This is a genomic window from Pelomonas sp. CA6 (assembly GCF_022549225.1).
Lineage (GTDB): Bacteria > Pseudomonadota > Gammaproteobacteria > Burkholderiales > Burkholderiaceae_C > Roseateles.
In genome coordinates this window covers 43,069-66,151 of sequence record NZ_JAKZFD010000013.1, presented here as the reverse complement: position 1 = coordinate 66,151, position 23,083 = coordinate 43,069, and the positions used below count along the sequence as shown (strand labels likewise).

Annotated in this window: 16 protein-coding genes; 8 read left to right on the top strand and 8 right to left on the bottom strand. The window is 71.2% G+C overall.

Going from position 1 to position 23,083, the window contains the following annotated elements; genetic code table 11:
- The first annotated feature begins 21 nt into the window (after nt 1–21).
- Nucleotides 22–2,520, top strand: a complete 2,499-nt coding sequence (locus LZ017_RS19465) for an ATPase, T2SS/T4P/T4SS family (RefSeq protein WP_374109955.1) — start codon at nt 22–24, stop codon at nt 2,518–2,520.
- Between the two features lie 171 nt (nt 2,521–2,691).
- On the opposite strand, the gene LZ017_RS19460 is transcribed toward LZ017_RS19465, so the two are convergent.
- The 3 genes from LZ017_RS19460 to LZ017_RS19450 all read right to left on the bottom strand — a co-directional run bounded on the left by LZ017_RS19460 (nt 2,692) and on the right by LZ017_RS19450 (nt 6,136).
- On the bottom strand, nt 2,692–3,321 hold the full coding sequence (locus LZ017_RS19460; protein ID WP_241398575.1) for a LysE family translocator: 630 nt from the start codon (nt 3,319–3,321) through the stop codon (nt 2,692–2,694).
- Between the two features lie 35 nt (nt 3,322–3,356).
- Nucleotides 3,357–4,649, bottom strand: coding sequence for a 3-deoxy-D-manno-octulosonic acid transferase (locus LZ017_RS19455; protein ID WP_241398574.1), 1,293 nt, complete (start codon nt 4,647–4,649; stop codon nt 3,357–3,359).
- Nucleotides 4,650–4,741: 92 nt separating this feature from the next.
- On the bottom strand, nt 4,742–6,136 hold the full coding sequence (locus tag LZ017_RS19450) for a phosphomannomutase/phosphoglucomutase (RefSeq protein WP_241398573.1): 1,395 nt from the start codon (nt 6,134–6,136) through the stop codon (nt 4,742–4,744).
- A gap of 153 nt (nt 6,137–6,289) precedes the next feature.
- On the opposite strand from LZ017_RS19450, the gene LZ017_RS19445 reads away from it, so the two are divergent.
- The 4 genes from LZ017_RS19445 (at nt 6,290) to LZ017_RS19430 (ending at nt 9,835) form a co-directional block, all read left to right on the top strand.
- Nucleotides 6,290–7,897, top strand: coding sequence for a DNA-3-methyladenine glycosylase 2 family protein (locus LZ017_RS19445; RefSeq protein WP_241398572.1), 1,608 nt, complete (start codon nt 6,290–6,292; stop codon nt 7,895–7,897).
- 2 nt (nt 7,898–7,899) lie between these two features.
- Entirely contained in the window at nt 7,900–8,415 is a 516-nt protein-coding gene (locus LZ017_RS19440) for a methylated-DNA--[protein]-cysteine S-methyltransferase (RefSeq protein ID WP_241398571.1), read from the top strand.
- The gene (locus LZ017_RS19435; RefSeq protein ID WP_308194090.1) at nt 8,412–9,326 is read left to right on the top strand and encodes a DMT family transporter; all 915 of its coding nucleotides are present in this window, start codon (nt 8,412–8,414) and stop codon (nt 9,324–9,326) included. The genes LZ017_RS19440 and LZ017_RS19435 overlap by 4 nt, the downstream gene beginning before the upstream one ends.
- Nucleotides 9,327–9,430: 104 nt before the next feature.
- On the top strand, nt 9,431–9,835 hold the full coding sequence (locus tag LZ017_RS19430; protein ID WP_241398570.1) for a GNAT family N-acetyltransferase: 405 nt from the start codon (nt 9,431–9,433) through the stop codon (nt 9,833–9,835).
- A gap of 15 nt (nt 9,836–9,850) precedes the next feature.
- On the opposite strand, the gene LZ017_RS19425 is transcribed toward LZ017_RS19430, so the two are convergent.
- The gene (locus LZ017_RS19425; RefSeq protein WP_241398569.1) at nt 9,851–10,438 is read right to left on the bottom strand and encodes a TetR/AcrR family transcriptional regulator; all 588 of its coding nucleotides are present in this window, start codon (nt 10,436–10,438) and stop codon (nt 9,851–9,853) included.
- A 205-nt stretch (nt 10,439–10,643) separates the two neighbouring features.
- Between LZ017_RS19425 and LZ017_RS19420 the strand changes: the two genes are divergently transcribed.
- The 3 genes from LZ017_RS19420 (at nt 10,644) to LZ017_RS19410 (ending at nt 14,823) form a co-directional block, all read left to right on the top strand.
- Nucleotides 10,644–12,212, top strand: a complete 1,569-nt coding sequence (locus LZ017_RS19420) for a methyl-accepting chemotaxis protein (protein WP_308194089.1) — start codon at nt 10,644–10,646, stop codon at nt 12,210–12,212.
- Between the two features lie 49 nt (nt 12,213–12,261).
- On the top strand, nt 12,262–14,283 hold the full coding sequence (locus tag LZ017_RS19415) for a bifunctional diguanylate cyclase/phosphodiesterase (RefSeq protein WP_241398567.1): 2,022 nt from the start codon (nt 12,262–12,264) through the stop codon (nt 14,281–14,283).
- A 93-nt stretch (nt 14,284–14,376) separates the two neighbouring features.
- Nucleotides 14,377–14,823: an SRPBCC family protein gene (locus tag LZ017_RS19410; protein WP_241398566.1), complete on the top strand. Its 447-nt coding sequence runs from the start codon at nt 14,377–14,379 to the stop codon at nt 14,821–14,823.
- 6 nt (nt 14,824–14,829) lie between these two features.
- Here the strand turns inward: LZ017_RS19410 and ligA are convergent, their stop codons facing one another.
- The 4 genes from ligA to smc form a co-directional block, all read right to left on the bottom strand.
- Nucleotides 14,830–16,887, bottom strand: a complete 2,058-nt coding sequence (ligA, locus tag LZ017_RS19405) for an NAD-dependent DNA ligase LigA (protein WP_241398565.1) — start codon at nt 16,885–16,887, stop codon at nt 14,830–14,832.
- A 104-nt stretch (nt 16,888–16,991) separates the two neighbouring features.
- Nucleotides 16,992–18,308 (bottom strand): hemolysin family protein, encoded by a 1,317-nt coding sequence (locus LZ017_RS19400; protein ID WP_241398564.1) that lies wholly within the window; start codon nt 18,306–18,308, stop codon nt 16,992–16,994.
- Nucleotides 18,309–18,375: 67 nt separating this feature from the next.
- Nucleotides 18,376–19,488, bottom strand: a complete 1,113-nt coding sequence (locus LZ017_RS19395) for a cell division protein FtsZ (RefSeq protein ID WP_241398563.1) — start codon at nt 19,486–19,488, stop codon at nt 18,376–18,378.
- Nucleotides 19,489–19,491: 3 nt separating this feature from the next.
- Nucleotides 19,492–23,004, bottom strand: a complete 3,513-nt coding sequence (gene smc / locus LZ017_RS19390) for a chromosome segregation protein SMC (protein WP_241398562.1) — start codon at nt 23,002–23,004, stop codon at nt 19,492–19,494.
- Nucleotides 23,005–23,083 lie beyond the last annotated feature (79 nt).

Genomic DNA, 23,083 nt, shown 5'->3' with positions numbered 1-23,083 from the left:
CATCCCCGGGGGAGCTTCTCGATGTCCGACCCTTCCGTACCGCTGGCCTGGCCCGACGCCTCGTCCGGCGGTGCCGCCGATGACCAGGGCCTGTTCCAATGGCCCACGCCGCCCTTCGCCGCCTATCCGCCGGCCCTGGTGCAGCGCGAGCCCCTGCCTTGCGAGATCGTGGGCGCCAACGGCAGCCGCACGACAGGCAGCGTGATCCTCGTCGTCCCGCAGGAGCGCGTGGCCCAGGTGATGGTGCCGCCGGCACGCAGTGCGATGCCGCTGAAGTTCTCGCAGTTCCGCGCGCTGAAGCTGCTGCGCGCCATCCCCGCCTCGCCCAGCGCCGGCGAGCAGGCGCTGGACTTCCGCCCGCGCAGCCCCTTCCGCGTCACGCTGCAGGGCGGTGAGCAGCTCCGGGGCACGACCATCGGCCATCGCGAGAACGCGCTGGGCCTGTTCCTCTTCCCGCCCATCGGCGACAGCGACGATTCGGTGCGCGTGGTCTTCGTGCCGCGCGAGGCACTGCAGAGCCACGAGATCGGCGAGCGCATCGGCGACCTGCTGGTCGCCGACAAGGCCGCGACCACCGAACAGATCGAGCAGGCCGCGCTGGAGCAGCTGGACCTGCGCAAGCGCCGCGTCGGCGATATCCTGGTGTCCAAGCAGATCGTCAGCGCCGAGCAGCTGATGCAGGCCATCGAACAGCAGGCCAAGATGCCCATGGTGCGCATCGGCGAGGCGCTGCTGGCGCTGGAGCTGATCTCCAAGCAGCAGCTGGACGAGGCGCTGCTGGAACAGAAGCAGGACCGCTCCGTGCCGCTGGGCGAACTGCTGGTGCGCAAGGGCATCGTCACGCGGGCCCAGCTGCAGTCGGCGCTGGCGCGCAAGATGGGCTATCCGCTCGTCGACGTCGAACAGTTCGGCATCGAGCCCGACGCGATCCGCAAGCTGCCGCTGTCGGTGGCACGCCGGTTGGAGGTGCTGCCGCTGGTGCTGCGCGACGGCAAGCTGATCGTCGCGATGGAAGACCCGACCCGGCGCGATTGCATCGACGAGGTGGAGTTCGTCACCCAGCAGAAGGTGGTGCCGGCGCTGGCGCGGGTGGGTTCGCTGCAATTCGCGCTGCCCGCCGCCTACGAGCGCTACGGCAACCAGGCCTCCAAGGACCTGGGGCTGCCCTCGCTCAGCACCATCGAGTTCGACACCTCCGACAAACTGATCGAGACGCTGGAGCGCGAAGGCCTGGACCAGGCCACCGTCACCACGCGCGACGACGACAAGCCGGTCGAGCAGTCCGACAACTCGCTGGTGCGGCTGATCAACACCATGATCGTCGAGGCCCACGCGCAGAACGTCTCCGACATCCACATCGAGACCTATCCGGGCCGCGAGAAGGTCAAGATCCGCTTCCGCAAGGACGGCCAGCTGCACCCCTACCTGGAGCTGCCGCACACCTACCGCGCCGCGATGGTGGCGCGCATCAAGGTGATGTGCGACCTGGACATCTCCGAGCGCCGCAAGCCGCAGGACGGCAAGATCAACTTCGCCCGCTTCTCACCGCAGCACAAGCTGGAGCTGCGCGTCGCCACCATCCCGACCAACAACGGGCTGGAGGACGTGGTGATGCGCCTGCTCGCGTCGGCGCGCCCGCTGCCCATGGACAAGCTGGGGCTGGCGCCCTACAACCTCAAGGAGCTGCAGCACGCGGTGGAGCGGCCCTATGGCATGGTGCTGTGCGTCGGCCCGACCGGCTCGGGCAAGACCACCACGCTGCACTCGGTGCTGGCTCACATCAACACGCCGGAGCGCAAGATCTGGACCGCCGAGGACCCGGTGGAAATCACCCAGCCCGGGCTGCGCCAGGTCCAGGTCAATCCCAAGATCGACTGGACCTTCGCGAAGGCCCTGCGCGCCTTCCTGCGCGCCGACCCGGATGTGATCATGGTCGGCGAAATCCGCGACGAGGAAACCGCCGAGATCGCCGTCGAGGCCTCGCTGACCGGCCACCTGGTGCTGTCCACGCTGCATACCAACAGCGCCCCCGAGACCGTGACGCGGCTGCTGGACATGGGCATGGACCCCTTCAACTTCGCCGACTCGCTGCTGGCCGTGCTCGCGCAGCGCCTGGTGCGCCGGCTCTGCCCGGCCTGCCGGCGCGCGGAGCCCATGTCCGAAGAAGCGCTGGCCGAGCTGGTCGCCGACTACCGGCATGCCTTCCCCGCCGAGCAGCGTCCGCGCGAGGACCAGTTGCGCGCGCAGTGGCGCGAGCAGCTGGGCGGCAGCTTCCAGCACTACCACTCGCCGGGCTGCGCCAAGTGCGACCAAACCGGCTTCAAGGGTCGCGCCGGCCTGCACGAGCTGCTGGTCGTTTCGCGCGAGCAGCGCCGGCTCATCCAGACTGGCGCGCGCGCCGAGCAGATTCTTCAGCAGGGGCTGCAGGAGGGAATGCGGACGCTGCGTCAGGATGGGATCCTGAAAGTGCTGCAGGGGGTCACCACCCTGGGTGAGGTCAGGGCGACCAGCAACCAGTAGCTGGGCTGAGGACGGGTTCCCGTCTCTTTTTCAGGGTCTGCGAGGCGGGGGGCCGAGCGGCAATTTGCCGGGGCTCTTTCGCCCTCGCCCTGGCCCTCGTCCGCATCCCCGTCGCCGGCACGCCGCGCAGAGCCCCCGCCGGGTTTCGGGCGCCGGATCACCGAGCCTTGCTCATCGGGCGACGATCAGCCGCAGGCCCAGGCCCACGAAGACGGCTCCCGCCACGCGGTCCAGCCACAGGCCGGCGCGGGGGCGACGGTTGAGCCATTGGCCGATCGCGCCGGCAAACCAGCCCAGCAGCCCGAACAGCAGCGCGGCCTGGGCGGTGAACACCAGCCCCAGCAACGCCAGCTGCGTGCCCACGGGCCCGTTCGCCGGCACGACGAACTGGGGGAGGAAGGACAGAAAGAAGAGCACGACCTTGGGGTTGATCGCGTTCGCGAACACGCCCTTGAAGAACAGCGTGCACAGCGATGGCGCCGCCGCAGGCTCGGCCGCGCCGACGCGCGCGCCGCCGGTGCTGCGCAAGGCCTGGAGGCCCAGCCAGATCAGGTAGAGCCCGCCCGCCACCTTCAGCGCCGTGAAGGCCAGCGGCGAGGCCGCGACCAGCGCGCTGACGCCTACCGCGGCCAGCACCGTGTGGCTCAGGCAGCCCAGCGCGCAGCCCAGGCCGAAGACCACGCCCTGGCGCCGCCCGCGCGACATGCCCATGCTCAGCACCATGAGGTTGTCCGGGCCCGGTGATGCGGTGATCAGCAGCGCGGCAAGCAGAAAAGCGAGGAATTGGTCGGGGCTCAGCATGGGCGCGAGGATAGCCCATCGCCGCCCCAGAGCGCCTAGCCCATCAGGCGCAGCACCTGCTGGGCCATCCGCCGCGCCGCGCCGCGGTGCGCGGCGGCGAAGTCGGTCGCGGCACCGGCCATGGCGTCGCGCCGCCCGGGCTGCGCCAGCAGCGCCAGCGCTTCGCGCAGCGCCGCATCCAGCCCGTCGGCGCGCAGCGCGGCCCCGGCGGCCAACGACAGCTCGGCGGCCTCGGCGAAGTTGAAGGTGTGCGGCCCCATCACCAGCGGGCAGCCACAGGCGGCCGCCTCGATCAGGTTCTGCCCGCCCAGCGGCTCGAAGCTGCCGCCCAGCAGGGCCACGTCGGCCAGGCCGTAGTACAGCGCCATCTCGCGCATCGAATCGCCCAGCCAGACGGCCGCGCGACCCGCGCCGGCCTCGGGGCCGGTGGCGGCAAAGGCGCTGCGCCGCACCAACCCGCCCAGGGCCGCCTGGGCCAGCGCGGCCACCTCGTCGAAGCGCTGCGGATGGCGCGGCACGATCAGCAGCAGCGGGTCGCCCGCCTGCACCCGCGCCGGGGCCAGGTCTTGCCAGAGCCGCAGCAGCGCCGCCTCCTCGCCCTCGCGCGAAACGGCCATCAGCACGACGGGCCGCCCCAGGCCCGCGCGCCACGCACGGCCCTGCGCGAGCAAGGCCTCGTCGGGCTGCAGGTCGAACTTCAAATTGCCGCAGACCTGCACCTCGGGCACGCCGGCACGGCGCAATCGCTCCGCGTCCGCCGTGGTCTGGGCCAGCGCCAGGCGCAGCGTGCGCGCGGCCGGCGCCAGCAGCGCGCCGAAGCGCTCACCGCGGCGCAGGCTGCGCTCGGACAGCCGCGCATTGGCCAGCACCATGGGCAGGCCGGCACGGGCCGCCTCGTACTGCAGCCGCGGCCAGATCTCGGTTTCCATCAGCACGCCGACGGCGGGCCGATGGCGGGCCAGGAAGCGACGCACCGCGCCAGGCGTGTCCAGCGGCAGCCAGCGCTGCGCGTCGCCGTCGCGCAGCAGGGCCTGGCCGGCCTCACGGCCGGTCGCCGTGCTGTGCGTCAGCAGCAGCCGCAACCCGGGCCGCTCGCGGCGCAACTGTTCGATCAGCGGCGCGGCGGCGCGCGTTTCGCCCAGCGACACCGCGTGCACCCAGACCGCTCCCGGGGCCGTCGACCGGCCCAATCCCAGGCGTTCGCCCAGATGGGCAAGGTACAGCGGTTCGGCACGGCTGCGCAGCAGCAGGCGCAGCAGATAGGCCGGGGTCAGCAGCCGCAGCAGCGTGCCATAGGCAAACAGCGCCCAACGTTCGCGGCCGCTCATGCGCATGGACGCCCCGCCAGGGCCAGGTCTTGCCGGTCCACCCCAAGCGCAAGCTCGGGGCGGCCGGCCGCGACCGACAGGGCCCGGGCCATTCAATGCCCGGCGCTGAAATGCAGCTCCGGTTTGACGCGCTTGAGCTGGGTCAGCACCTCCTCGCGGATGCGCTGCAGGGCCTCTTCGGTGTGGCCCTCGAAGCGCAGCACCAGCACCGGCGTCGTGTTGGACGGGCGCACCAGACCGAAGCCGTCCTCGTACTCCACGCGCAGGCCGTCGATGGTGATCACCTCCTTGGCGTTGGGGAACTCGGCGATCTCGCGCAGTTTCTTCACCACCTCGTGGTGCTCCCCTTCCTCGCAGGCGACGTTGAGCTCGGGCGTGTTGACGCTGTTGGGCAGGCCCTTCAGCACGGCGCTGGGATCGGCGTGCGCCGAGAGGATCTCCAGCATGCGGGCGGCCGTGTACATCGCATCGTCGAAGCCGTACCAGCGGTCATTGAAAAAGATGTGGCCGGACAGCTCGCCGGCCATCGGCGCGCCGGTCTCCTTCAGCTTGGCCTTGGCCAGCGAATGGCCGGTCATCCACATCAGCGGCTTGCCGCCATGCTCGCGAATCCACGGGGCCAGGCGTTGCGTGCACTTGACGTCGAAGATGATCTCGCTGCCCGGCTTGCGCTTCAGGATCTCGGCGGCCAGCAGCATGATCTGGCGGTCCGGCATGATCATCTCGCCGTCCTTGGTGACGATGCCCAGGCGGTCGCCGTCGCCGTCGAAGGCCAAGCCCAGCTCGGCGTCGCAGGCGTGGACGATGCGCTTCAGGTCCTCGAGGTTCTCGGGGCGCGAGGGATCGGGATGGTGGTTGGGGAAGTCGCCGTCGACGCGCGAATAGATGTCGACGACCTCGCAGCCCAGCGCGCGCAGGATGGCCGGCGCGCTCGCGCCGGGAATGCCGTTGCCGCTGTCCACGACGACCTTCATCGGCCGCTTCAGCTTGCAGTCCTTGACGATGCGGTGGGCGTACTCGGGCACGATGTCCATCGTCGCCGTGCGGCCTTCGGCCTTGCCGACGAGGTAGTCCTCGGCCTCGATGCGGCGGCGCAGGCCCTGGATCTGCTCGCCGTAGACGGGGGCGCCCTTGAGCACCATCTTGAAGCCGTTGTAGTCCTTGGGATTGTGGCTGCCGGTGACCTGGATGCCGGACTTGCAGCCATGCTTGCCGCGCGTCGCGGCCACGTAATAAAGCATGGGCGTGGTCACGGCGCCGAGGTCGACGACGTCCAGCCCGGTGGAGCGCAGGCCCTTGATCAGCGCGGCGACGAGCCCGGGGCCCGACAGGCGGCCATCGCGGCCGACGGCCACGGCCTTCTCGCCCGCCTTGCGGGCCTCGGTCCCGAAGGCGCGGCCCAGATGCTCGGCCAGGGCTTCGTCCAGGGTCTGCCCGACGACGCCGCGGATGTCATAGGCCTTGAAGATGGAGGCATGGACTTGCATTGAGGGTCCTAACTTAGGGTTCCAGGTTCAGATCGGCGCGAATTGTAGGCAAGCCCCGCGCCCCCTCCCCTCAAACCCTCCGCGGCCCCCGGTCGCCACGCAGATGTCCGAAAACGGCCAGCACGCGCCCGGACCCGCCCCTATGATGAATCCATGGATGCCCAAGCCCTGCCCCGCACGCAAGCGCCCGAGGACTGCTACCCCGCCCTCGTCGCCCGCGACGCCCGCTTCGACGGACTCTGGTTCGTCGGCGTCACCAGCACCGGCATCTATTGCCGGCCGGTCTGCCGCGTGCGCACGCCCAAGCGCGAGAACTGCCTGTTCTTCGCCAGCGCCGCGCAGGCCGAGGCAGCGAACTTCCGCCCCTGCCTGAAGTGCCGCCCCGAGCTGGCCCCGCGCGAAGACGGCCCGGCGCGCTGGAGTGTGATGGACGCGTCGCGCACCCTGGCCCGGCAGGCCGCCGAATGGCTGGATGCCTGCGATGACCCGGAGGCCTCGGTCGAGCAGCTCGCCGACCGACTGGGCATCACCAGCCGCCACCTGCGCCGCATCTTCGCCGCCGAGCATGGCGTGACGCCGCTGCAGTACCTGCAGACGCGTCGCCTGCTGCTCGCCAAGCAGTTGCTCACCGACACGGCCCTGCCGGTGGCCCAGGTCGCGCTGGCCGCCGGCTTCGGCAGTGTGCGCCGCTTCAATGCCGCATTCGCGCAGCATTACCGGCTGCAGCCCGGCCAGCTGCGGCGCGAGATGCCCGCCGCCGTCAGCGCCTGCGGCGAACCGGCCCTGCGCCTGGCCTACCGGCCGCCCTATGCCGTCGAGGCCATGCTGCAGTTTCTCGCCGACCGCGCCATCCCCGGCGTCGAGGCCGTGGACCTGGCGGCCCGCCGCATCGAGCGCAGCCTGCGGCTGCAGCACCGTGGTGAGATCCTGCAGGGCCGCCTGACGCTGAGCTTCGACCGCGAGCAGCCGCTGGTGCTGCTGTCGCCCTGCTCCGCGCTGTGGAACGCGAGCGCCGCGCTGATCCCGCTGGTGCGCCGCTGGCTGGACCTGGATGCCCGGCCCGACGCGATCGACCGGCGCCTGGGCCAGTTGGCCGAGCAGGAGCCGGGGCTGCGTCTGCCGGGATGCTGCGACCGCTTTGAGCTGGCCGTGCGCGCCGTGCTCGGCCAGCAGGTCACGGTGGCGGCGGCGCGCACGCTGGCCGGCCGTCTCGTCGCCCGCTTTGGCGCGCCGTTGCCCGAAGACCAGTGCTCGCCGCAGGTCACCCGGCTGTTCCCGCGCCCGGACGTTCTGGCCGGCGCCGAGGTGTCGGCCATCGCCGAGCTGGGCATCATCCGCCAGCGCGCCGAGGCGCTGATCGCGATCGCCCGCGCCTGGCCCGAGCTCGCCTTCGCCCGCGGCGAGGGACCGCCGCAGCAGGCCCTGGACGGCCTGGTGGCGCTGCCCGGCATCGGCCCCTGGACCGCCCACTACATGCTGATGCGCGGCTGGAGCTGGCCCGACATCTTCCCCCCCGGCGACATCGTGCTGCGCCGCCGGCTCAGCCCCGACGCCCAACAGCCCCTGCCGTCCGCGCGCATCAGCGAGCAGGCCGCCGAGCGCTTCCAGCCCTATCGTAGCTATGCCGTGCTGCGGCTGTGGCGGCAGGCCGCGCTGGACGGCCCCGCGCGCCGCCGCCCGGCTGCCGCTGTGCCCGCCAACCCGTCCGCAGACGCCCCTTCTCCACGTGCCCGCCGGCACGCCCTCCCGCAGGAACGCTGAACATGTCCCAAGCCCGACTCCATCCCCTGCGCGTGCAGGGCCGCGTGGCCACCCCGCTGGGGCCCCTGACCGCCGCGCGCAGCGCCGAGGGCCTGGCCGGCCTGTGGTTCGACGGACAGCGCCACGCCCCCGGTCCGCTGGCGCTGCCGCGCGACGACGACGACCCGCTCTTCGTCCAGGTCCGCGAACTGCTGGACGGTTATTTCCGGGGCCAGGGCTTGCCGCAAGACCTGACCCGGGCCCTGCCGCTGGACCTCGCCGGCACGCCGTTCCAGCGCCGCGTCTGGGCCCAGCTGCTGCGCATTCCGCAAGGCCAGCACCGCAGCTACAGCCAGCTGGCCGAGGCGCTGGACGCCCCGTCTGCCGCCCGGCCGGTCGGCGCGGCCGTCGGCCGCAACCCGGTCAGCATTCTCGTGCCCTGCCACCGCGTGCTGGGCACCGATGGCAGCCTCACCGGTTATGCCGGCGGGCTGGACCGCAAGAAGGCGCTGCTGACGCTGGAAGGCGTGCTGCCATGATGAAGTCCCGCGACTTGTCGGAACTCACCCTGCTCGCGGCGATCTGGGGTTCGTCCTTCCTGTTCATGCGCTGGGCGGCGCCGGAGTTCGGCGCGGTGCCCACGGCGGCGCTGCGCGTGGCCGGCGCCTCGCTGTTCCTGCTGCCGCTGCTGGCCTGGCGCGCCGGGCGCGGGCCAGCCTTGGCGGAGCTGCGCGAGCACTGGCGCGCGCTGTTGCTGGTGGGGCTGCTCAACAGCGCCCTGCCCTTCGCGATGTTCGCTTACGCGGCCTTGTCCATCAACGCCGGGTTCTCCAGCATCCTGAACGCCACCACACCCATGTGGGGCGCCATCGTGGCCTGGGTCTGGCTAGGCCAGCGCCTGGACGGCTCGCGACTGCTGGGCCTGGCGCTGGGGTTCGGCGGCGTGCTGCTGCTGGCCTGGGACAAGGCCTCGTTCAAGCCCGGCGGCAGCGGCTTCGCGATCCTCGCCTGCCTGGCCGCGACACTCAGCTATGGGCTGGCGGCCGCGTCGACCAAGAAGTTCCTCAGCGGCTGCAGCCCGCTGGCCGTGGCCACCGGCAGCCAGCTGGGCGCGACGCTGCTGCTGGCCGTTCCCGCCGCGCTGCTGCTGCCAGCGACGGCGGCGCCCAGCGGCCGCGGCTGGCTGTCCATCGTGCTGCTGGCCCTGCTGTGCACCGGCGTGGCCTACATCCTCTATTTCCGGCTGATCCGCAATATCGGGCCGGCGCAAGCGATCTCGGTGACCTTTCTGATCCCGGTCTTCGCGCTGCTGTGGGGCTGGTTTTTCCTCGACGAGACCGTCGACGTCGCGATGGCCCTGAGCTGCGTCGTCGTGCTGCTGGGCACGGCACTGGCCACCGGCGCGCTGACCCTGCCCGCCGGCTTGCGCCGGCTGCGCGACAGCGCCTGAGCCGGCCCGCGCCACGGGCCGGGCGGGCTGCGCACCGCAGCGACGCGAGGGCGCCGGCCGGCCGCCTCACCCTGCCTATCATGGGGCGACCCGAGAGAAATCCCATGCACTGCAGTCCCGAGCTCCCCGATCCCGCCGCCTACAAAGCCCTGTACGACGCCACCGCCGCCAAGCCGGTCGAGCGCCCCGTGTCCTTCTACGCCGGCGCGCTGGCCGGCTCCTGGGCCTGCTGTTCGATCTACGAGCATGGCGCCCTGATCGGATTCGGCCGGCTGATCTCCGACGGGCATCTGCATGCCTTCGTCACCGAGATGATGGTCCACCCGGCGCAGCAGGGCCGCGGCCTGGGCGCGCAGGTGCTCAAGGCGCTGCTGGCACGCTGCGCCGAGGCTGGCATCACCGACATCCAGCTCTTCAGCGCCGAGGGCAAGGACGGCTTCTACCGCCGCCACGGCTTCGTGCCGCGGCCCGACAGCCGCCCCGGCATGCAGTACCTGCCCGCGGCCTGAGTCGCCGTCGGTGGCTCAGCGCAGGCGACGCAGCGCCTCCTCGACGATGTCCTGCACCACGGCCTCGCGCAAGGCCTCGCGGTCGGCCAGCGCGTAGCGGCGTATGCCCAGCGACAGCTGCAGAAAGCCGACGATCTTGACCACCACCAGATCACCGGCCAACGCCAGCGCCGCCTCGCTCGGCGACGCGGCCGCGCAGGCCGCCACGCGCTCGCGCATCAGCGCGAGGAAGCGCGGATAGACCGGCTGGCTGGCCAGGTCCACCGGCGCCAGGCCTCCATCGACCGATCCCGCGAGATAAATCATGCGGTACTGGTCGGGGCGCTCCTCCCAGAAGCCGATGTAGGCCCGCACATGGGCCTCGAACACGGCGCGCGGCGACCGCAGCCCGTCCGAGGCGCGCAGCAGCCGGTCCAGCAAGGCCTCGAACACCTCCACCCACAGCGCCTCCAGCAAGGCCTTCTTGCTCGGGAAATAGCTGTACAGCGTCATCGGCGACAGCCCGGCGTCCTGCGCCAGCCGGCGCATGGACAAGGCCTCCCAGCCCTCTTCCGCGCAAATGGCGCGCGCGCGCTCCAGCAGCTGCAGGCGCAGCTCGCGCATTGCGGTGCTGCTACGCCGCTTGCGCGCTGGCGGCGGGGGCTCAGGGGTGGGCCTTGCGGTCATGACCCGACCTTGTACCAGCTTGTCGCCTATTTCGTACACACACGGCAGTTTTTCTCACTCCACTCATTCGTCTTCTGATCTGTGACAGTTCTGTCAGCCTTTTTTACCGTACGCGCACGATAATTTTTACATCGCTGCCGGGATGGCAGGAATCGACCAGGACTCATTCATGCCCTCATTGAACCGACTTGCCGTCGGGGCCAAGCTTGGCCTCGCATTCGCTCTGGTGCTGCTGACGACAGCGGTGCTGGGCCTTGTGGCCGTGCTGCAGCTCAACCGCGTCAACGGCGCGTCGACCGAGCTGGCCGAGATCTGGCTGCCGCAGGTCGAGGGCACGCTGCAGCTGGCCCAGGAGGCCACGCGCTACCGCACGCGCGAATACCTGCTGGTGCTCACGCCGGCGGCGGAGCGCCCGGCCGTGCTGGACACCCTGCGCAAGGCCAACGAGGACCTGACCCAGCGCGCCGCGCGCCTGGAGCAGATGCTCAAGTCGCCCGAGCTGGTGCAGAAGTTCGCCGCCGCCCGCACGCAGTGGGGCGACTATCTGCAGAGCCAGCGCAAGATCCATGAGGCGCTGGAACGCGGCGACGAGGCCACCGCCCACGAGCAGTTGGTGGTGCACAGCCGCAAGCAGTTCGACCTGGTGCTGGGCACCCTGACCGAACTGGCCCAGCTCAGCGAGGCGCATGCCGCCAAGGCCAACAGCGACGCCGACGAGGTCTATGCCAACAGCCGCAATCTGATCATCGCGCTGAGCGTGCTGGCCTTCGTGCTGGGCAGTGTCTCGGCCTTCCTGATCTCGCGCGCCATCACCCTGCCGCTGGGCAAGGCCGTGCGCGTCGCCCAGGCGGTGGCGGACGGCGACCTGACGCCGCCCGCCCCGGTCCAGGGCAAGGACGAGCTCGCGCAGCTGCAACACGCGATCGCCGGCATGGTCGAGCGGCTGCGCCATGTGGTGCGCGACGTGCGCGACGGCGTGCACTCGGTGTCCAGCGCCTCGGCGCAGATCGCCACCGGCACGCAGGACCTGTCGGCCCGCACCGAGCAGACCGCCTCCAACCTGGAGGAGACCGCCTCCAGCATGGAAGAGCTGACCGGCACCGTCAGCCAGTCCGCCGACACCGCGCGCCAGGCCAACCAACTGGCGGACTCGGCCGCCGAGGCCGCCGAGCGCGGCGGCCGCATGGTGGGCGACGTGGTGCAGCGCATGCAGCAGATCAACAGCGATTCGCAGCGCATCAGCGACATCATCGGCACCGTGGATGCGATCGCCTTCCAGACCAACATCCTGGCGCTGAATGCCGCCGTCGAGGCGGCCCGGGCCGGCGAGCATGGCAAGGGCTTCGCCGTCGTGGCCGGCGAGGTGCGCGTGCTGGCCCAGCGCAGCGCCGAGGCGGCGCGTGAGATCAAGACCCTGATCCAGCGTTCAGGCGAAACCGTGGCGGCCGGTGCCAGCGAGGTGGACCAGGCGCGCCAGGCCATGGCCGACATCGTCGACGGCGTGCGCCGCGTGACCGACCTGATGGGCGAGATCAGCGCTGCCGCGATCGAACAGCGCGACGGCATCGCCCAGGTCAACCAGGCGGTGGCGAACCTGGACCAGATGACCCAGCAGAATGCGGCGCTGGTGGAGGAGTCCTCCGCCGCGTCGGCCTCGCTGCGCGAACAGGCCGAACGCCTAAGCACCGTGGTCTCGGTCTTCAAACTCTGACCCTCCAGCCCGGCGGTCCGGCCCGACATACACAGCCACCGCACCCACGATGCACCTGCCCCCCGGCACAGACCTGACCCCGCTTCTGGCCGATCTGTGCGGCTGCCTGGGCCTGCTGGGCCTGCTCGTGTTCGGCTATGGCCGGCTGCGGCTGTACCTGGCCTGGCGCGAGACCACGGCCGGCAACCGCGACGAACAGCGGTCCTGGACCGCGCTGCTGGGGCTGGCGCTGCTGTTCGGCCTCATCGCGACGCTGGCCGGGCTGGCGCCGCTGCAGCCGGCGCCGGGACTGGCGCTGGACATGCGCCTGGCCGTGCTGGCGCTGGCCGGTCTCTACACGCCGCTGCCGGCCGCGGCCGGAGCCGCGCTGGCGACCACCGGTCTGGGCGCGATCGGCCTGGGTGCGGGCCCGGCGCTCCAGGCCCTGGGCAGCGTGCTGCTGGGCTGGGGCTGGCGCTGGCCGCGGTCGCCGGGTACGCGCAGCCGGTCGCGGCTGTTCTCCGCGCTGGCCATCGTCGCACTGGGCCTGGTGCTCAGCTGCCTGGCGCTGACGGCGCAGCCGCAGCCGCAGCCCCTGTCTGCGAGCACGCGCTGGCAGAGCCTGGCCGGACTGCTGTTCTTCTTCCCTGTCGCGCTGGTGCTGGGCGCGGCGCTGCTGGAGACCGTGGAGCGTCTGCTTCGACGCGAGCAGCAGCTGCGCCATGCCAGCGAACGCCAGGCCCAGGCGCGGCGCTTCGACCCGCTGACCGGCCTGCCCAACCGCCGCCACTTCGTCCGCCTGCTGAGCGACGCGCTGATGCAGGCCACGCAGCGCGGCGATGCGCTGGTCGCGGTGGCCTGTCTCAACCTGGACGGCTACCGGCGCATCAACGAACAGCTGGGCCGCGCCGCCGGCGACGCGGCACTGGGCACCTGGGCCCGCGACCTGCGTCTGAACCTGCGCGGCGGCGACCTGCTGGGCCGGCTGGACGGCGACCAGTTCGCCATCGCGCTGGTCGGCTGCCGCGACCATGAACAGGCGCGCCAGCGGCTGGAGGCGCTGCGCGCGACGGCGGCCGGCTTGAAGGAATTCGCCGGCGCGCCGCCGGTGCAACCCAGCGCCAGTGCCGGCCTCACCTTCCACCCGGACGACCGGGCGCCGGCCGACGTGCTGCTGCGCCACGCCGAGCTGGCGCTCTACGCGGCCAAGGAACAAGGCCGCAACACCACGCGCGTGTTCGATGCCGGCCGCGACAGCCGCCTGCAGGCGCGGCGCGAGGCCGTCGCCCAGGTTCTGCAGGCCCTGCACGAAGGCCACATGGAGCTGCACTACCAGCCCAAGGTGCGCGTCAGCAGCGGACAGGTGGTGGGCGCCGAGGCCCTGGTGCGCTGGCGTCATCCCCAGCGGGGTCTGTTGGCGCCGGGTAGTTTTCTGCCACAGATCCTCGGCACGCCGGCCGCGCGCGCACTGGACGACTGGGTGCTGGACGCCGCCATCGCGCAGGCCGCGGCCTGGGCGGCCCGGGGGCTGGCGCTGCCGGTGAGCATCAACATGTCGGTGCCCTCGCTGGTCGCGGCCGAGTTCCTGCCCCGGCTGTCGCGCCTCCTGGCGGCGCGCCCCGCGCTGCCGGCCGGCGCGGTCGAGATCGAGCTGCTGGAGACCGAGACCATGAGCGACCTGTCTCAGGTGCGTCGCGCGATCGAGGCGCTGGCGGAGCTGGGCGTGTCGGTCTCCATCGACGACTTCGGCACCGGTTATTCCACGCTGAGCTATCTGCAACAGCTCCCGGCCCAGTCGCTGAAGATCGACCAGAGCTTCGTGCGCGACCTGCTGGAGCGCCCCATGGACCGCGCGCTGGTGCGTGGCATCATCGGCCTGGCCCGGGCCTTCGAGCGCGACGTGGTGGCCGAGGGCGTGGAATCGGCCGGGCACGCGCGTGCGCTGGTGGCCATGGGCTGCGATATCCTGCAGGGCTATGGCATCGCGCGCCCCATGCCCGCCGAGGCCCTGCCGCCCTGGATCGCCGCGTGGCGCACGCCGGCCGACTTTCTGCCCAGCGGCCGCGAGGGCGACGCGGACGTGGCACTCTGAGCGCCCTCCCCGGGGCGCGCCGGATGTCGAATCCGCCCGGGCTGCCTCGTCGTCCGCATGGAGGGTTGTCCTCCGCCACCAGGAGCCCCTGAAATGAGCACCCATACCGTCCGGCTTCACCGCGTGCTGCGCGCCAAGCCCGAGCTGATTTACCGCGCCTTCCTGGACGCCGACGCGCTGTGCAAATGGCTGCCGCCGCATGGCTTCAGCGGCCATGTCCACACGCTGGACGCGCGCGTCGGCGGACGCTACCGCATGTCCTTCACCCAGTTCGCCAGCGGCCAGGTGCATGCCTTCGGCGGCGAGTACCTGGAACTGCAACCGGGCGAGCGGCTGCGCTACACCGGCGTCTTCGACGACCCCAACCTGCCCGGCCGCATGCAGACCACGGTGGACCTCAGGGCCGTGTTCTGCGGCACCGAGATGCAGGTGGTGCAGGAAGGCATCCCGGCGGTGATCCCGCCGGAGGCCTGCTACATGGGCTGGCAGGAATCGCTGATCCTGTTGGGGCAGCTGGTCGAGGCGCCGGTGAACGGCTGACGCGCTTCAGCCACCGCCCTGCAGCAAGGCCAGCAGCCCCGCCTCGTCCAGCACCGCCACGCCCAGCTCGCGGGCCTTGTCCAGCTTGGAGCCCGCCTCCTCGCCGGCCACCACGTAGTGGGTCTTCTTCGAGACCGAGCCGCTGACCTTGCCGCCGGCGGCCTCGATCAGGTCCTTGGCCTGGTCGCGGCTCAGGCTGGGCAGCGTGCCGGTCAGCACCAGGGTCTTGCCGGACAGCGGCTTGGGTGCGTCGTCGGCGGCCGCGCCCTCGTGCTCCTCCCAGTGCAGGCCGGCGGCGCGCAGCTGCTCCACCACCTCGCGGTTGTGCGGCTGGGCGAAGAAATCATGGATGGCCTGAGCCACGATGGGGCCGACGTCGCGCACCTGCAGCAGCTGCTCGACGCTGGCCTGCATCAGCGCGTCCAGCCGGCCGAAGTGACGCGCCAGGTCCTTGGCCGTGGTCTCGCCGACCTGGCGTATGCCCAGCGCATAGAGGAAGCGGGCCAGCGTCGTGGACTTGCTCTTCTCCAGCGCCGCCACCAGGTTCTGCGCGCTCTTGTCGGCCATGCGCTCCAGCGCCGCGAGGCGGGCCACGCCCAGCTTGTACAGCCCCGGCAGGCTTTGCACGATGGCGCCGTCGACCAGCTGGTCCACCAGCTTGTCGCCCAGGCCCTCGATGTCCATCGCGCGGCGGCCGGCGAAATGCAGGATGGCCTGCTTGCGCTGCGCCGGGCAGAAAATGCCGCCGCTGCAGCGGTGGTCCATGCCACCCTTCTCACGCAGCACGGCGCTGGCGCAGACCGGGCATTCGCGCGGCATGCGGAAGTTGGGCACATAGCTGGCGCGCGGGCCGGGGATGCGGCCGACGACCTCGGGGATCACGTCGCCGGCCCGGCGCACGATGACCTGGTCGCCGACGCGCACGCCCTTGCGGCGCAATTCGAAGACGTTGTGCAGGGTCGCGTTGCTGACCGTGGTGCCGCCGACGAAGACCGGCTCCAGCTTGGCCACCGGCGTCAGCTTGCCGGTGCGCCCCACCTGCACCTCGATGCCCTGCAGCCGCGTCACCTGCTCCTGCGCCGGGTATTTGTGCGCCACCGCCCAGCGCGGCTCGCGCGTGACGAAGCCGAGCCGGCGCTGCAGCTCCAGGCTGTTGACCTTGTAGACCACGCCGTCGATGTCGAAGGGCAGCTCGTCGCGCCGCGCAGCGATGGCCTGGTGGAAGTTCACCAGGCCCTGCGCGCCCTGCAGCACCGCGCGGTCCGCGCAGACCGGCAAGCCCATGCCGGCCAGCGCGTCGAGCACGCCGCCATGGGTGGGGGGCGGGGTCCAGCCGCTCAGCTCGCCCAGCCCGTAGGCGAAGAAGCTCAGCGGCCGCTGGCGGGCGATCGCCGGGTCCAGCTGGCGCACCGCGCCGGCGGCTGCGTTGCGCGGGTTGACGAAGGTCTTGTCGCCGCGCGCGCGCTGGCGTTCATTCAGGGCCTCGAAATCGTCGCGGCGCATGTAGACCTCGCCCCGCACCTCCAGCACCGCAATACGCGTGCCCTCGCCGGTCAGGCGCAGCGGAATCTGGCCGATGGTGCGGATGTTCTGCGTGACGTCCTCGCCGGTCTCGCCGTCGCCGCGCGTCGCCGCGCGCAGCAGCACGCCCTGCTCATAGCGCAGGCTGATCGCCAGACCGTCGAATTTCAGCTCGGCGCTGTACTCCACCGGCGGCGCGTCGGCGTCCAGCTCGAGCTCGCGGCGCACGCGCGCATCGAAGGCCTCGGCGCCGCCCGCAGTGGTGTCGGTCTCGGTGCGTATCGACAGCATGGGAACCGCATGGCGGACCGGCGTGAAGCCGTCCAGCACGCGGCCGATGACGCGCTGCGTCGGCGAGTCGGGCGTCAGCAGTTCGGGATGGGCGGATTCCAGAGCCTGCAGCTCCTGGAACAGGCGGTCGTACTCGGCGTCGGGCAGCTCCGGCGCGTCCAGCACGTAATAGAGGTGGGCATGGTGGTTCAGCAGCTCGCGCAGTTGGGCCGCGCGTCCGGCGGCGGCTGCATCTGGATGGACTTCGCTCATCCCGGCATTGTGGCGCAGCGGGCCGACCGTCGATGGCAGCTGGGGGCAGCACGGTGCCCGCGCGGCGTGCTGCCGCAGCGGGTCCGCCGGCGGGTGCGCCGGGCCTAGTGCGACGCGTCCTCGGTCGGGGGCAGGATGCGGCTGATCATGACCTGGTCCACGCGGTGCGAGTCCACGTCCACCACCTCGAAGCGCCAGCCCGCCCACTCCACCTGGTCGGTGCGCTTGGGGATGCGACGCAGCATCACCATCAGGAAGCCGGCCAGGGTGTCGTACTGGCCCGAATGCGGCATATCGTCCAGGCCCAGCGCGCGCTGCACATCAGGGATGGGCGTGATGCCGTCGGCGAGGAAGCTGCCATCCTCGCGGCGGATGATTTGCTGCTCTTCCTCGTCGGTCGCGACCAGGCTGCCCATCACCGTGCTCATCACGTCGTTCAGCGTGATCACGCCGACCACCAGGCTGTATTCATTGACGATGACGGCGAAGTCCTCATGCACCTGGCGGAACTGGGTCAGCACCTCGGACAGCGTGAGGCGGTCCGGCACGATCAGCACCTTTTTGATCAGCGCGGTGTCGTGGCGCAGCGAGATGGGCTCGCCACGCAGCACGCGCTGGAACAGATCGGTGGCGTCCACATAGCCGACGACGCGGTCAATCTCGTCCTCGCAGACGAGGTAGGTGGAGTGCGGCGACTCGGCGATGCGGGTGCGCACCAGGGCCTCATCGTCGTCGAGCGAGAAGTAGACGATGCGCTCGCGCGAGGTCATCGCGCTCTCGACGCGGCGCGTGTCCAGCTCAAACACGTTTTCGATCACCTGCTGCTCGGCGTCGGCGACCACGCCGGCCTGGTGGCCAGCCTCGGCGAGCGCGAGGATGTCGTCGTGGGTGATGCTGTTGTCCGGCGTCATCGGCCGGCCCAGCAAACGCAGCAGTCCGTCCGCCACGGCGTTGAAGGCCCAGGCCAGCGGCTTGAGCAGCGCGGTCAGCCATTGCATGGGGCCGATCAGCACCATGGCCACGCGCTCGGGCTCGTTCATCGACAGGCGCTTGGGCAACAGGTCGGCGAGCACGATGAACAGCGTCGTGACCGAGCCGAAGGACAGCGCGAAGGCGGTGGTCTGCACCGCGTCCGCCGCCAGCCAGGGCGACAGCAGGGCCTCGAAATGCGGCGTCAGCGCCCCCTCGCCGACCACGCCGGCCAGGATGGCCAGGGTGTTGACCCCGATCTGCACCACGGTGAAGTAGTAGCCGGGCTGTTCCTGGACCTGCAGCACCTGCGCGGCGCGCTTGTCTCCCTCGTCGGCCAGTTGGCGCAGCTTGATGCGGCGCGACGCGGCGAGCGACAGCTCGGCCATGGAGAAAAAGGCACTGGCGGCGATCAGCAGGGCAATCAGGAACAGGCTGGAACTCAAAGGCAATCCCGGGCAGTGGCGATTGGCCCAGTGTAGCCGCAGCCCCCGTGGCGCCCCACGGCGCGCACCCTGCTCAGCTGAACAGTCGCCGCGCCGCGGCCGACCCCGCGGCCAGGTCGCGCGAGGCCAGCGCCTTGTACAGGCTGGACAGCTCCTGGCCGATGGACGCGAAGGCCTGCAGCGGCAGCACCTGGCCGCGGTCGTCGCAGACCTCGGCCTCGAAGTCGCGCGCCAGCGCGCGCGCCGACTCCTGCCAGCTGGCGAAGGGCTCCAGCGCCTCCGGGGTCTGCAGCACGTCCAGCTGCAGCGTCAGCTCGCGCACCGACGCCGCCTGCGTGTCCTCGGACAGCGCGGCCTGCGCATCGAAGGTCAGCACCAGCACCGGCGGCGCGCCCTCCTCGTCGGCCGGCAGCACCAGGCGGCCCGGGATCGCGCCCGGCACGAAGCCATGGCGCAGCGCGCCCTGCTGCACGAAGCCCACGGTCCAGGCCGCGCCCTTGGCGCGCAGCACGATGGCCAGCTGCGCATCGTGGGCGGCGGCGAACTGGTCCAGCTCGCGCGAGCGCGCCACCACATCCAGCATGTCGGGGAATTCGCCCAGCGCGCCTATGCCCTCGGCAAAGCCCTGCACCTTCTGCACGAACTCCGAGTATTCGATCTCGTTGAGAGCGCCGCTGCGATTGGCCATCTGCACCGCGGCCTGGAAGTCGCTGTAGCGCTGACCCGGCTGGGGCTGTTCCCAGTCGCCGCTCTCGGCATTCAGGCCTTCGATGTGGAAGGGCTTGGTACCGGCCCGGCGGCTGCCAGGCAGGTGCGCGAGCGCCATCTCGCCGGAGACCGGCGCGTCGGGCGTGATGGTCGCGATGGCATCGATCAGCGCGTCGATGCGCGAGGAGGGCCGCGGCGCCGGCTTGCGCGCGCGCACGACGGCGGGCACGGTGTCGCCGCCGCCCGGCGTGCCGGCGGGCGCGCCGTCCATCGCCAGGTCCGGCAGCACGGCCGGCTCCTCGATCGCGGCCGCGCCCGCGGCGCCCAGGCTGGGTTCGTGACGGTCGGCCGGGACGGCCTCCTGCGCACGCCGCGGACCGGCGCGCCGGGCGCTCCACCAGCCCTGGGCGAGCACGCCCACCAACACCACGCCGCCCAACGCGGCCAGCAAGCTCGTCAGATTCCAGTCACTCGTCATTCGTTACACCTCGGCCATCGCCAGCGCGGCCTCCATGTCCACCGCCACGATGCGCGACACGCCTTGTTCCTGCATGGTCACGCCGATCAGTTGCTTGGCCATCTCCATCGCGATCTTGTTGTGCGAGATGAAGAGGAACTGCGTGCCCTTGCTCATCTCGGACACCAGCTTGGCATAGCGCTCGGTGTTGGCGTCGTCCAGCGGCGCATCCACCTCGTCCAGCAAACAGAAGGGCGCGGGGTTGAGCTGGAAGATCGCGAACACCAGCGCGATCGCGGTAAGCGCCTTCTCGCCGCCGGAGAGCAGATGGATGGTGCTGTTTTTCTTGCCCGGGGGCTGCGCCATCACCTGCACGCCGGCGTCCAGGATTTCCTCGCCGGTCATCACGAGCTTGGCCTGGCCACCGCCGAACAGGCTGGGGAACATGCGGCCGAAGTGCTCGTTGACCTGGTTGAAGGTGGTGGAGAGCAGATCGCGCGTCTCCAGGTCGATCTTGTGGATCGCGTCTTCCAGCGTGCCGATGGCGGACGTCAGGTCGGCGTACTGCGAATCCAGGAAGGTCTTGCGCTCGCGCGCCGCGCCCAGTTCGTCCAGCGCGGCCAGGTTGACCGCGCCCAGTTGGGCGATCTCGCGGTTGATGCGGTCAATCTCGCCCTGCAGGCCCCACAGCTTGACCGCGCCCTCCTCGATGCTGCGGGCCAGCTGTTCCAGGTCCACCTGCGCGGCGACCAGTTGGTCCATGAACTGCTGCCCGCCCAGCGCCGCGGCCTGCTCGTCCAGCTGCAGCTTGGTGATGCGCTCGCGCAGCGGCTCCAGCGAGCGTTCCAGCTGCAGGCGCTGCTCCTCGCTGCGCTTCAGGCGCAGACTGAGGTCGTCGTAGCTGGCGCGCACCGCGGCGAGCTGCTGCTCGCGCTCGGACTTCAGCGCCAGCGCATCCTGCAGCCCGGCCTGTGCCGCGGCGTCGTCCAGCTCGGCGCGCTCCTGCGCCATGTTCTGCGCCGTCTGCTCGTTCTGCTGCACCTGCTGTTGCGCGGTCTCGATCGCGCGCTGCAGCTCGCTGCGCTTGGCCGCCAGCGCGCGGGCGCTGAACTGCGCCTCCTGCGCGCGGCGCTCCAGCACGCGCTGCTGCTCGCGCGCGTCGGCCAGCTTGCGCTCACCCTGGATCACCGCCTCGTCCAGCTCCGCGTGACGCTCCTGCGTGCTGGCCAGCTGCAGGTCCAGTTCCTCGAAGCGGGCCTCGCCCTCCATGCGCCGCTCCAGCAGCGCCTCGGTCTGCGCGTCGATCTCGGAGAGCTCGCCGTCGAGCTGGCTGCGCCGCGCCAGCGCGGCCTCGTTCTGCTGCGACAGGCGCAGCAGCTCGACCTGCAACTGGTGGGCGCGGGACTGGGTTTCGCCGGCCTCGCGACGCAGCTGCGCCAGGCGCTGCGCGGCCTCGGTGTAGGCCGCCTCCGCGCGCACGGCCTGAGCGCGCGCCTCGTCGTTGATCAAGGCCTGGGCGCGCTGCTCGCGCTCCAGGTTCTCGATCTCCTGCGCGCGCGCCAGCAGCCCGGCGGTCTCGGAATCGGCGGCATAGAAGCTCACCGCGAACTGGCTCACCGCATGGCCCTCGCGGGTCATGATCAGCTCGCCATGCGACAGCTGAGGGCGCTGGGCCAGCGCCTGGTCCAGCGACTCGGCCGTGTACACGCCCTCCAGCCAGTCGTTGAGCAGCGCGCGCAGCCCCGCCGACTCCAGCCGCAGCAGGTCGGTCAGCGCCGGCAGCTTCTTGTGCGTGTTGGCGATGTCGCCCTGCGGCAGCGAATAGAAGGCCAGGCGCGCCGGCGGCGCGTCCTGCGCGAAGGCGCGCACCGTCTCCAGCCGGCCGACCGCGAGCGCGCCCATGCGCTCGCGCAGGCCCGCCTCCAGCGCGTTCTCCCAACCCGGCGTGATGTGCAGCTGGGTCCACAGTCCCTGCAGATTCTCCAGCCCGTGCTTGGCCAGCCAGGGCTTGAGCTTGCCTTCGGTCTGCACCTTTTCCTGCAGCGCGCGCAGCGCGGCAAGACGGGCGGCGATGTCGGTGAGCCTGGCCGCCTGCGCCTGGGCCTCGCGCTGGGCGGCCTGGCGCGCCTCGTCGGCCTGCGGCACGGCCTCGGCCAGCTCGGCAAGCCGAGCGTCGGCCAGCGCCTGCTGCTCGTCCGCGGCGGCGGACTGCTCGCGCAGCGCGTCCAACCGGTCCTGGTCCGGCGCGGCCAGGCCCTGGCGCTCCTGGGCCAGGCGGTCGCGGCGCGCGCGCAGGCCGCGCAGCTGCTCGTCGACCGAGCGGCTCTCGGCCGCCAGCACCTGGATCTGCTGCTGCACCTGCGTGACCTGGCTGCGCTGCTCGTTCGCGCGGGCCTGGGCGGCGCGCAGCTGCTCCTCGACATCGGGCAGGCGCATGGCCTGCTCCTCGGCCTGGGCGGCGAGGATCTCGCTCTGCTCCTCGGCCTGGGCGATCTGCGTCGCCACCTCGTCCAGTTCCAGATGGGCGTTCTGGGCGCGCTCCTGCCATTGCTGGTTCTGCGCCTGCAACTCGACGAGGCGCTGTTCCAGCCGCTGCCGCCCTTCGACGACATAGCGGATGCGCTCCTCCAGACGGCTCACCTCCAGCTGCGCCTCGGCCATGCGCCCCTGCGCCGCGTGCAGCTCGTCGCCCGCCGCGTAATGGGCCTGGCGCACGGTTTCCAGCTCGGCTTCCAGCTGGCGCAGCTCGGCCAGCCGCGCCTCCAGCGCATTGACCGCATCCAGGTGCTCGGTCTTCACGCGCGAGGCCTCGCCCGCGGCGTCGCGGTGCTTCAGGAACCACAGCTGGTGCAGCTTGAGCGTGCCCTGCTCCTGCAGCGTGCGGTAGGTCGCGGCCACCTCGGCCTGGCGCTCCAGCTTCTCCAGGTTGGTGTTGAGCTCGCGCAGGATGTCATCGACCCGGGTGAGGTTCTCACGCGTGTCGCGCAGCCGGTTCTCGGTCTCGCGGCGGCGCTCCTTGTACTTCGAGACCCCGGCCGCTTCCTCCAGGAAAAGGCGCAGCTCCTCGGGCTTGGACTCGATGATGCGGCTGATCGTGCCCTGGCCGATGATGGCGTAGGCGCGCGGCCCGAGGCCGGTGCCCAGGAACACGTCCTGCACGTCGCGCCGGCGCACCGGCTGGTTGTTGATGAAGTAGCTGCTGGTGCCGTCGCGCGTCAGCACGCGCTTGACCGCGATCTCGCCGAACTGGTTCCACTGGCCGCCGGCACGCGCCAGGCTGTTGTCGAACACCAGCTCCACGCTGGCGCGGCTGGCCGGCTTGCGGTTGCCCGAGCCATTGAAGATCACGTCCTGCATGGACTCGCCGCGCAGCTCGCTGGCCTTGCTTTCGCCCAGCACCCAGCGCACGGCGTCCATGATGTTGGATTTGCCGCAGCCGTTGGGGCCGACCACGCCCACCAGCTGCCCCGGCAGCTGGAAATGCGTGGGCTCGGCGAAGGACTTGAAGCCGGAGAGCTTGATCGACGTCAGGCGCATGGGCTGGCTGTCTCGGGCCTCGTCTGAAGGCCCTAAGCCTTTGATTTGATTGCGGAAACGCCCCTTGACGGGGCGCTTG

What these genes read in the sequence shown, in the direction of transcription:
- LZ017_RS19435 (WP_308194090.1), top strand. Translation starts at nt 8,412, where the DNA reads ATGATGAAGTCCCGCGACTTGTCGGAACTCACCCTGCTCGCGGCGATC.
- LZ017_RS19425 (WP_241398569.1), bottom strand. Translation starts at nt 10,438, where the DNA reads ATGCGCGAGCTGCGCCTGCAGCTGCTGGAGCGCGCGCGCGCCATTTGC.
- LZ017_RS19455 (WP_241398574.1), bottom strand. Translation starts at nt 4,649, where the DNA reads ATGAGCGGCCGCGAACGTTGGGCGCTGTTTGCCTATGGCACGCTGCTG.
- LZ017_RS19420 (WP_308194089.1), top strand. Translation starts at nt 10,644, where the DNA reads ATGGCAGGAATCGACCAGGACTCATTCATGCCCTCATTGAACCGACTT.
- LZ017_RS19415 (WP_241398567.1), top strand. Translation starts at nt 12,262, where the DNA reads ATGCACCTGCCCCCCGGCACAGACCTGACCCCGCTTCTGGCCGATCTG.
- LZ017_RS19450 (WP_241398573.1), bottom strand. Translation starts at nt 6,136, where the DNA reads ATGCAAGTCCATGCCTCCATCTTCAAGGCCTATGACATCCGCGGCGTC.
- LZ017_RS19460 (WP_241398575.1), bottom strand. Translation starts at nt 3,321, where the DNA reads ATGCTGAGCCCCGACCAATTCCTCGCTTTTCTGCTTGCCGCGCTGCTG.
- ligA (WP_241398565.1), bottom strand. Translation starts at nt 16,887, where the DNA reads ATGAGCGAAGTCCATCCAGATGCAGCCGCCGCCGGACGCGCGGCCCAA.
- LZ017_RS19430 (WP_241398570.1), top strand. Translation starts at nt 9,431, where the DNA reads ATGCACTGCAGTCCCGAGCTCCCCGATCCCGCCGCCTACAAAGCCCTG.
- smc (WP_241398562.1), bottom strand. Translation starts at nt 23,004, where the DNA reads ATGCGCCTGACGTCGATCAAGCTCTCCGGCTTCAAGTCCTTCGCCGAG.
- LZ017_RS19395 (WP_241398563.1), bottom strand. Translation starts at nt 19,488, where the DNA reads ATGACGAGTGACTGGAATCTGACGAGCTTGCTGGCCGCGTTGGGCGGC.
- LZ017_RS19465 (WP_374109955.1), top strand. Translation starts at nt 22, where the DNA reads ATGTCCGACCCTTCCGTACCGCTGGCCTGGCCCGACGCCTCGTCCGGC.
- LZ017_RS19445 (WP_241398572.1), top strand. Translation starts at nt 6,290, where the DNA reads ATGGATGCCCAAGCCCTGCCCCGCACGCAAGCGCCCGAGGACTGCTAC.
- LZ017_RS19410 (WP_241398566.1), top strand. Translation starts at nt 14,377, where the DNA reads ATGAGCACCCATACCGTCCGGCTTCACCGCGTGCTGCGCGCCAAGCCC.
- LZ017_RS19440 (WP_241398571.1), top strand. Translation starts at nt 7,900, where the DNA reads ATGTCCCAAGCCCGACTCCATCCCCTGCGCGTGCAGGGCCGCGTGGCC.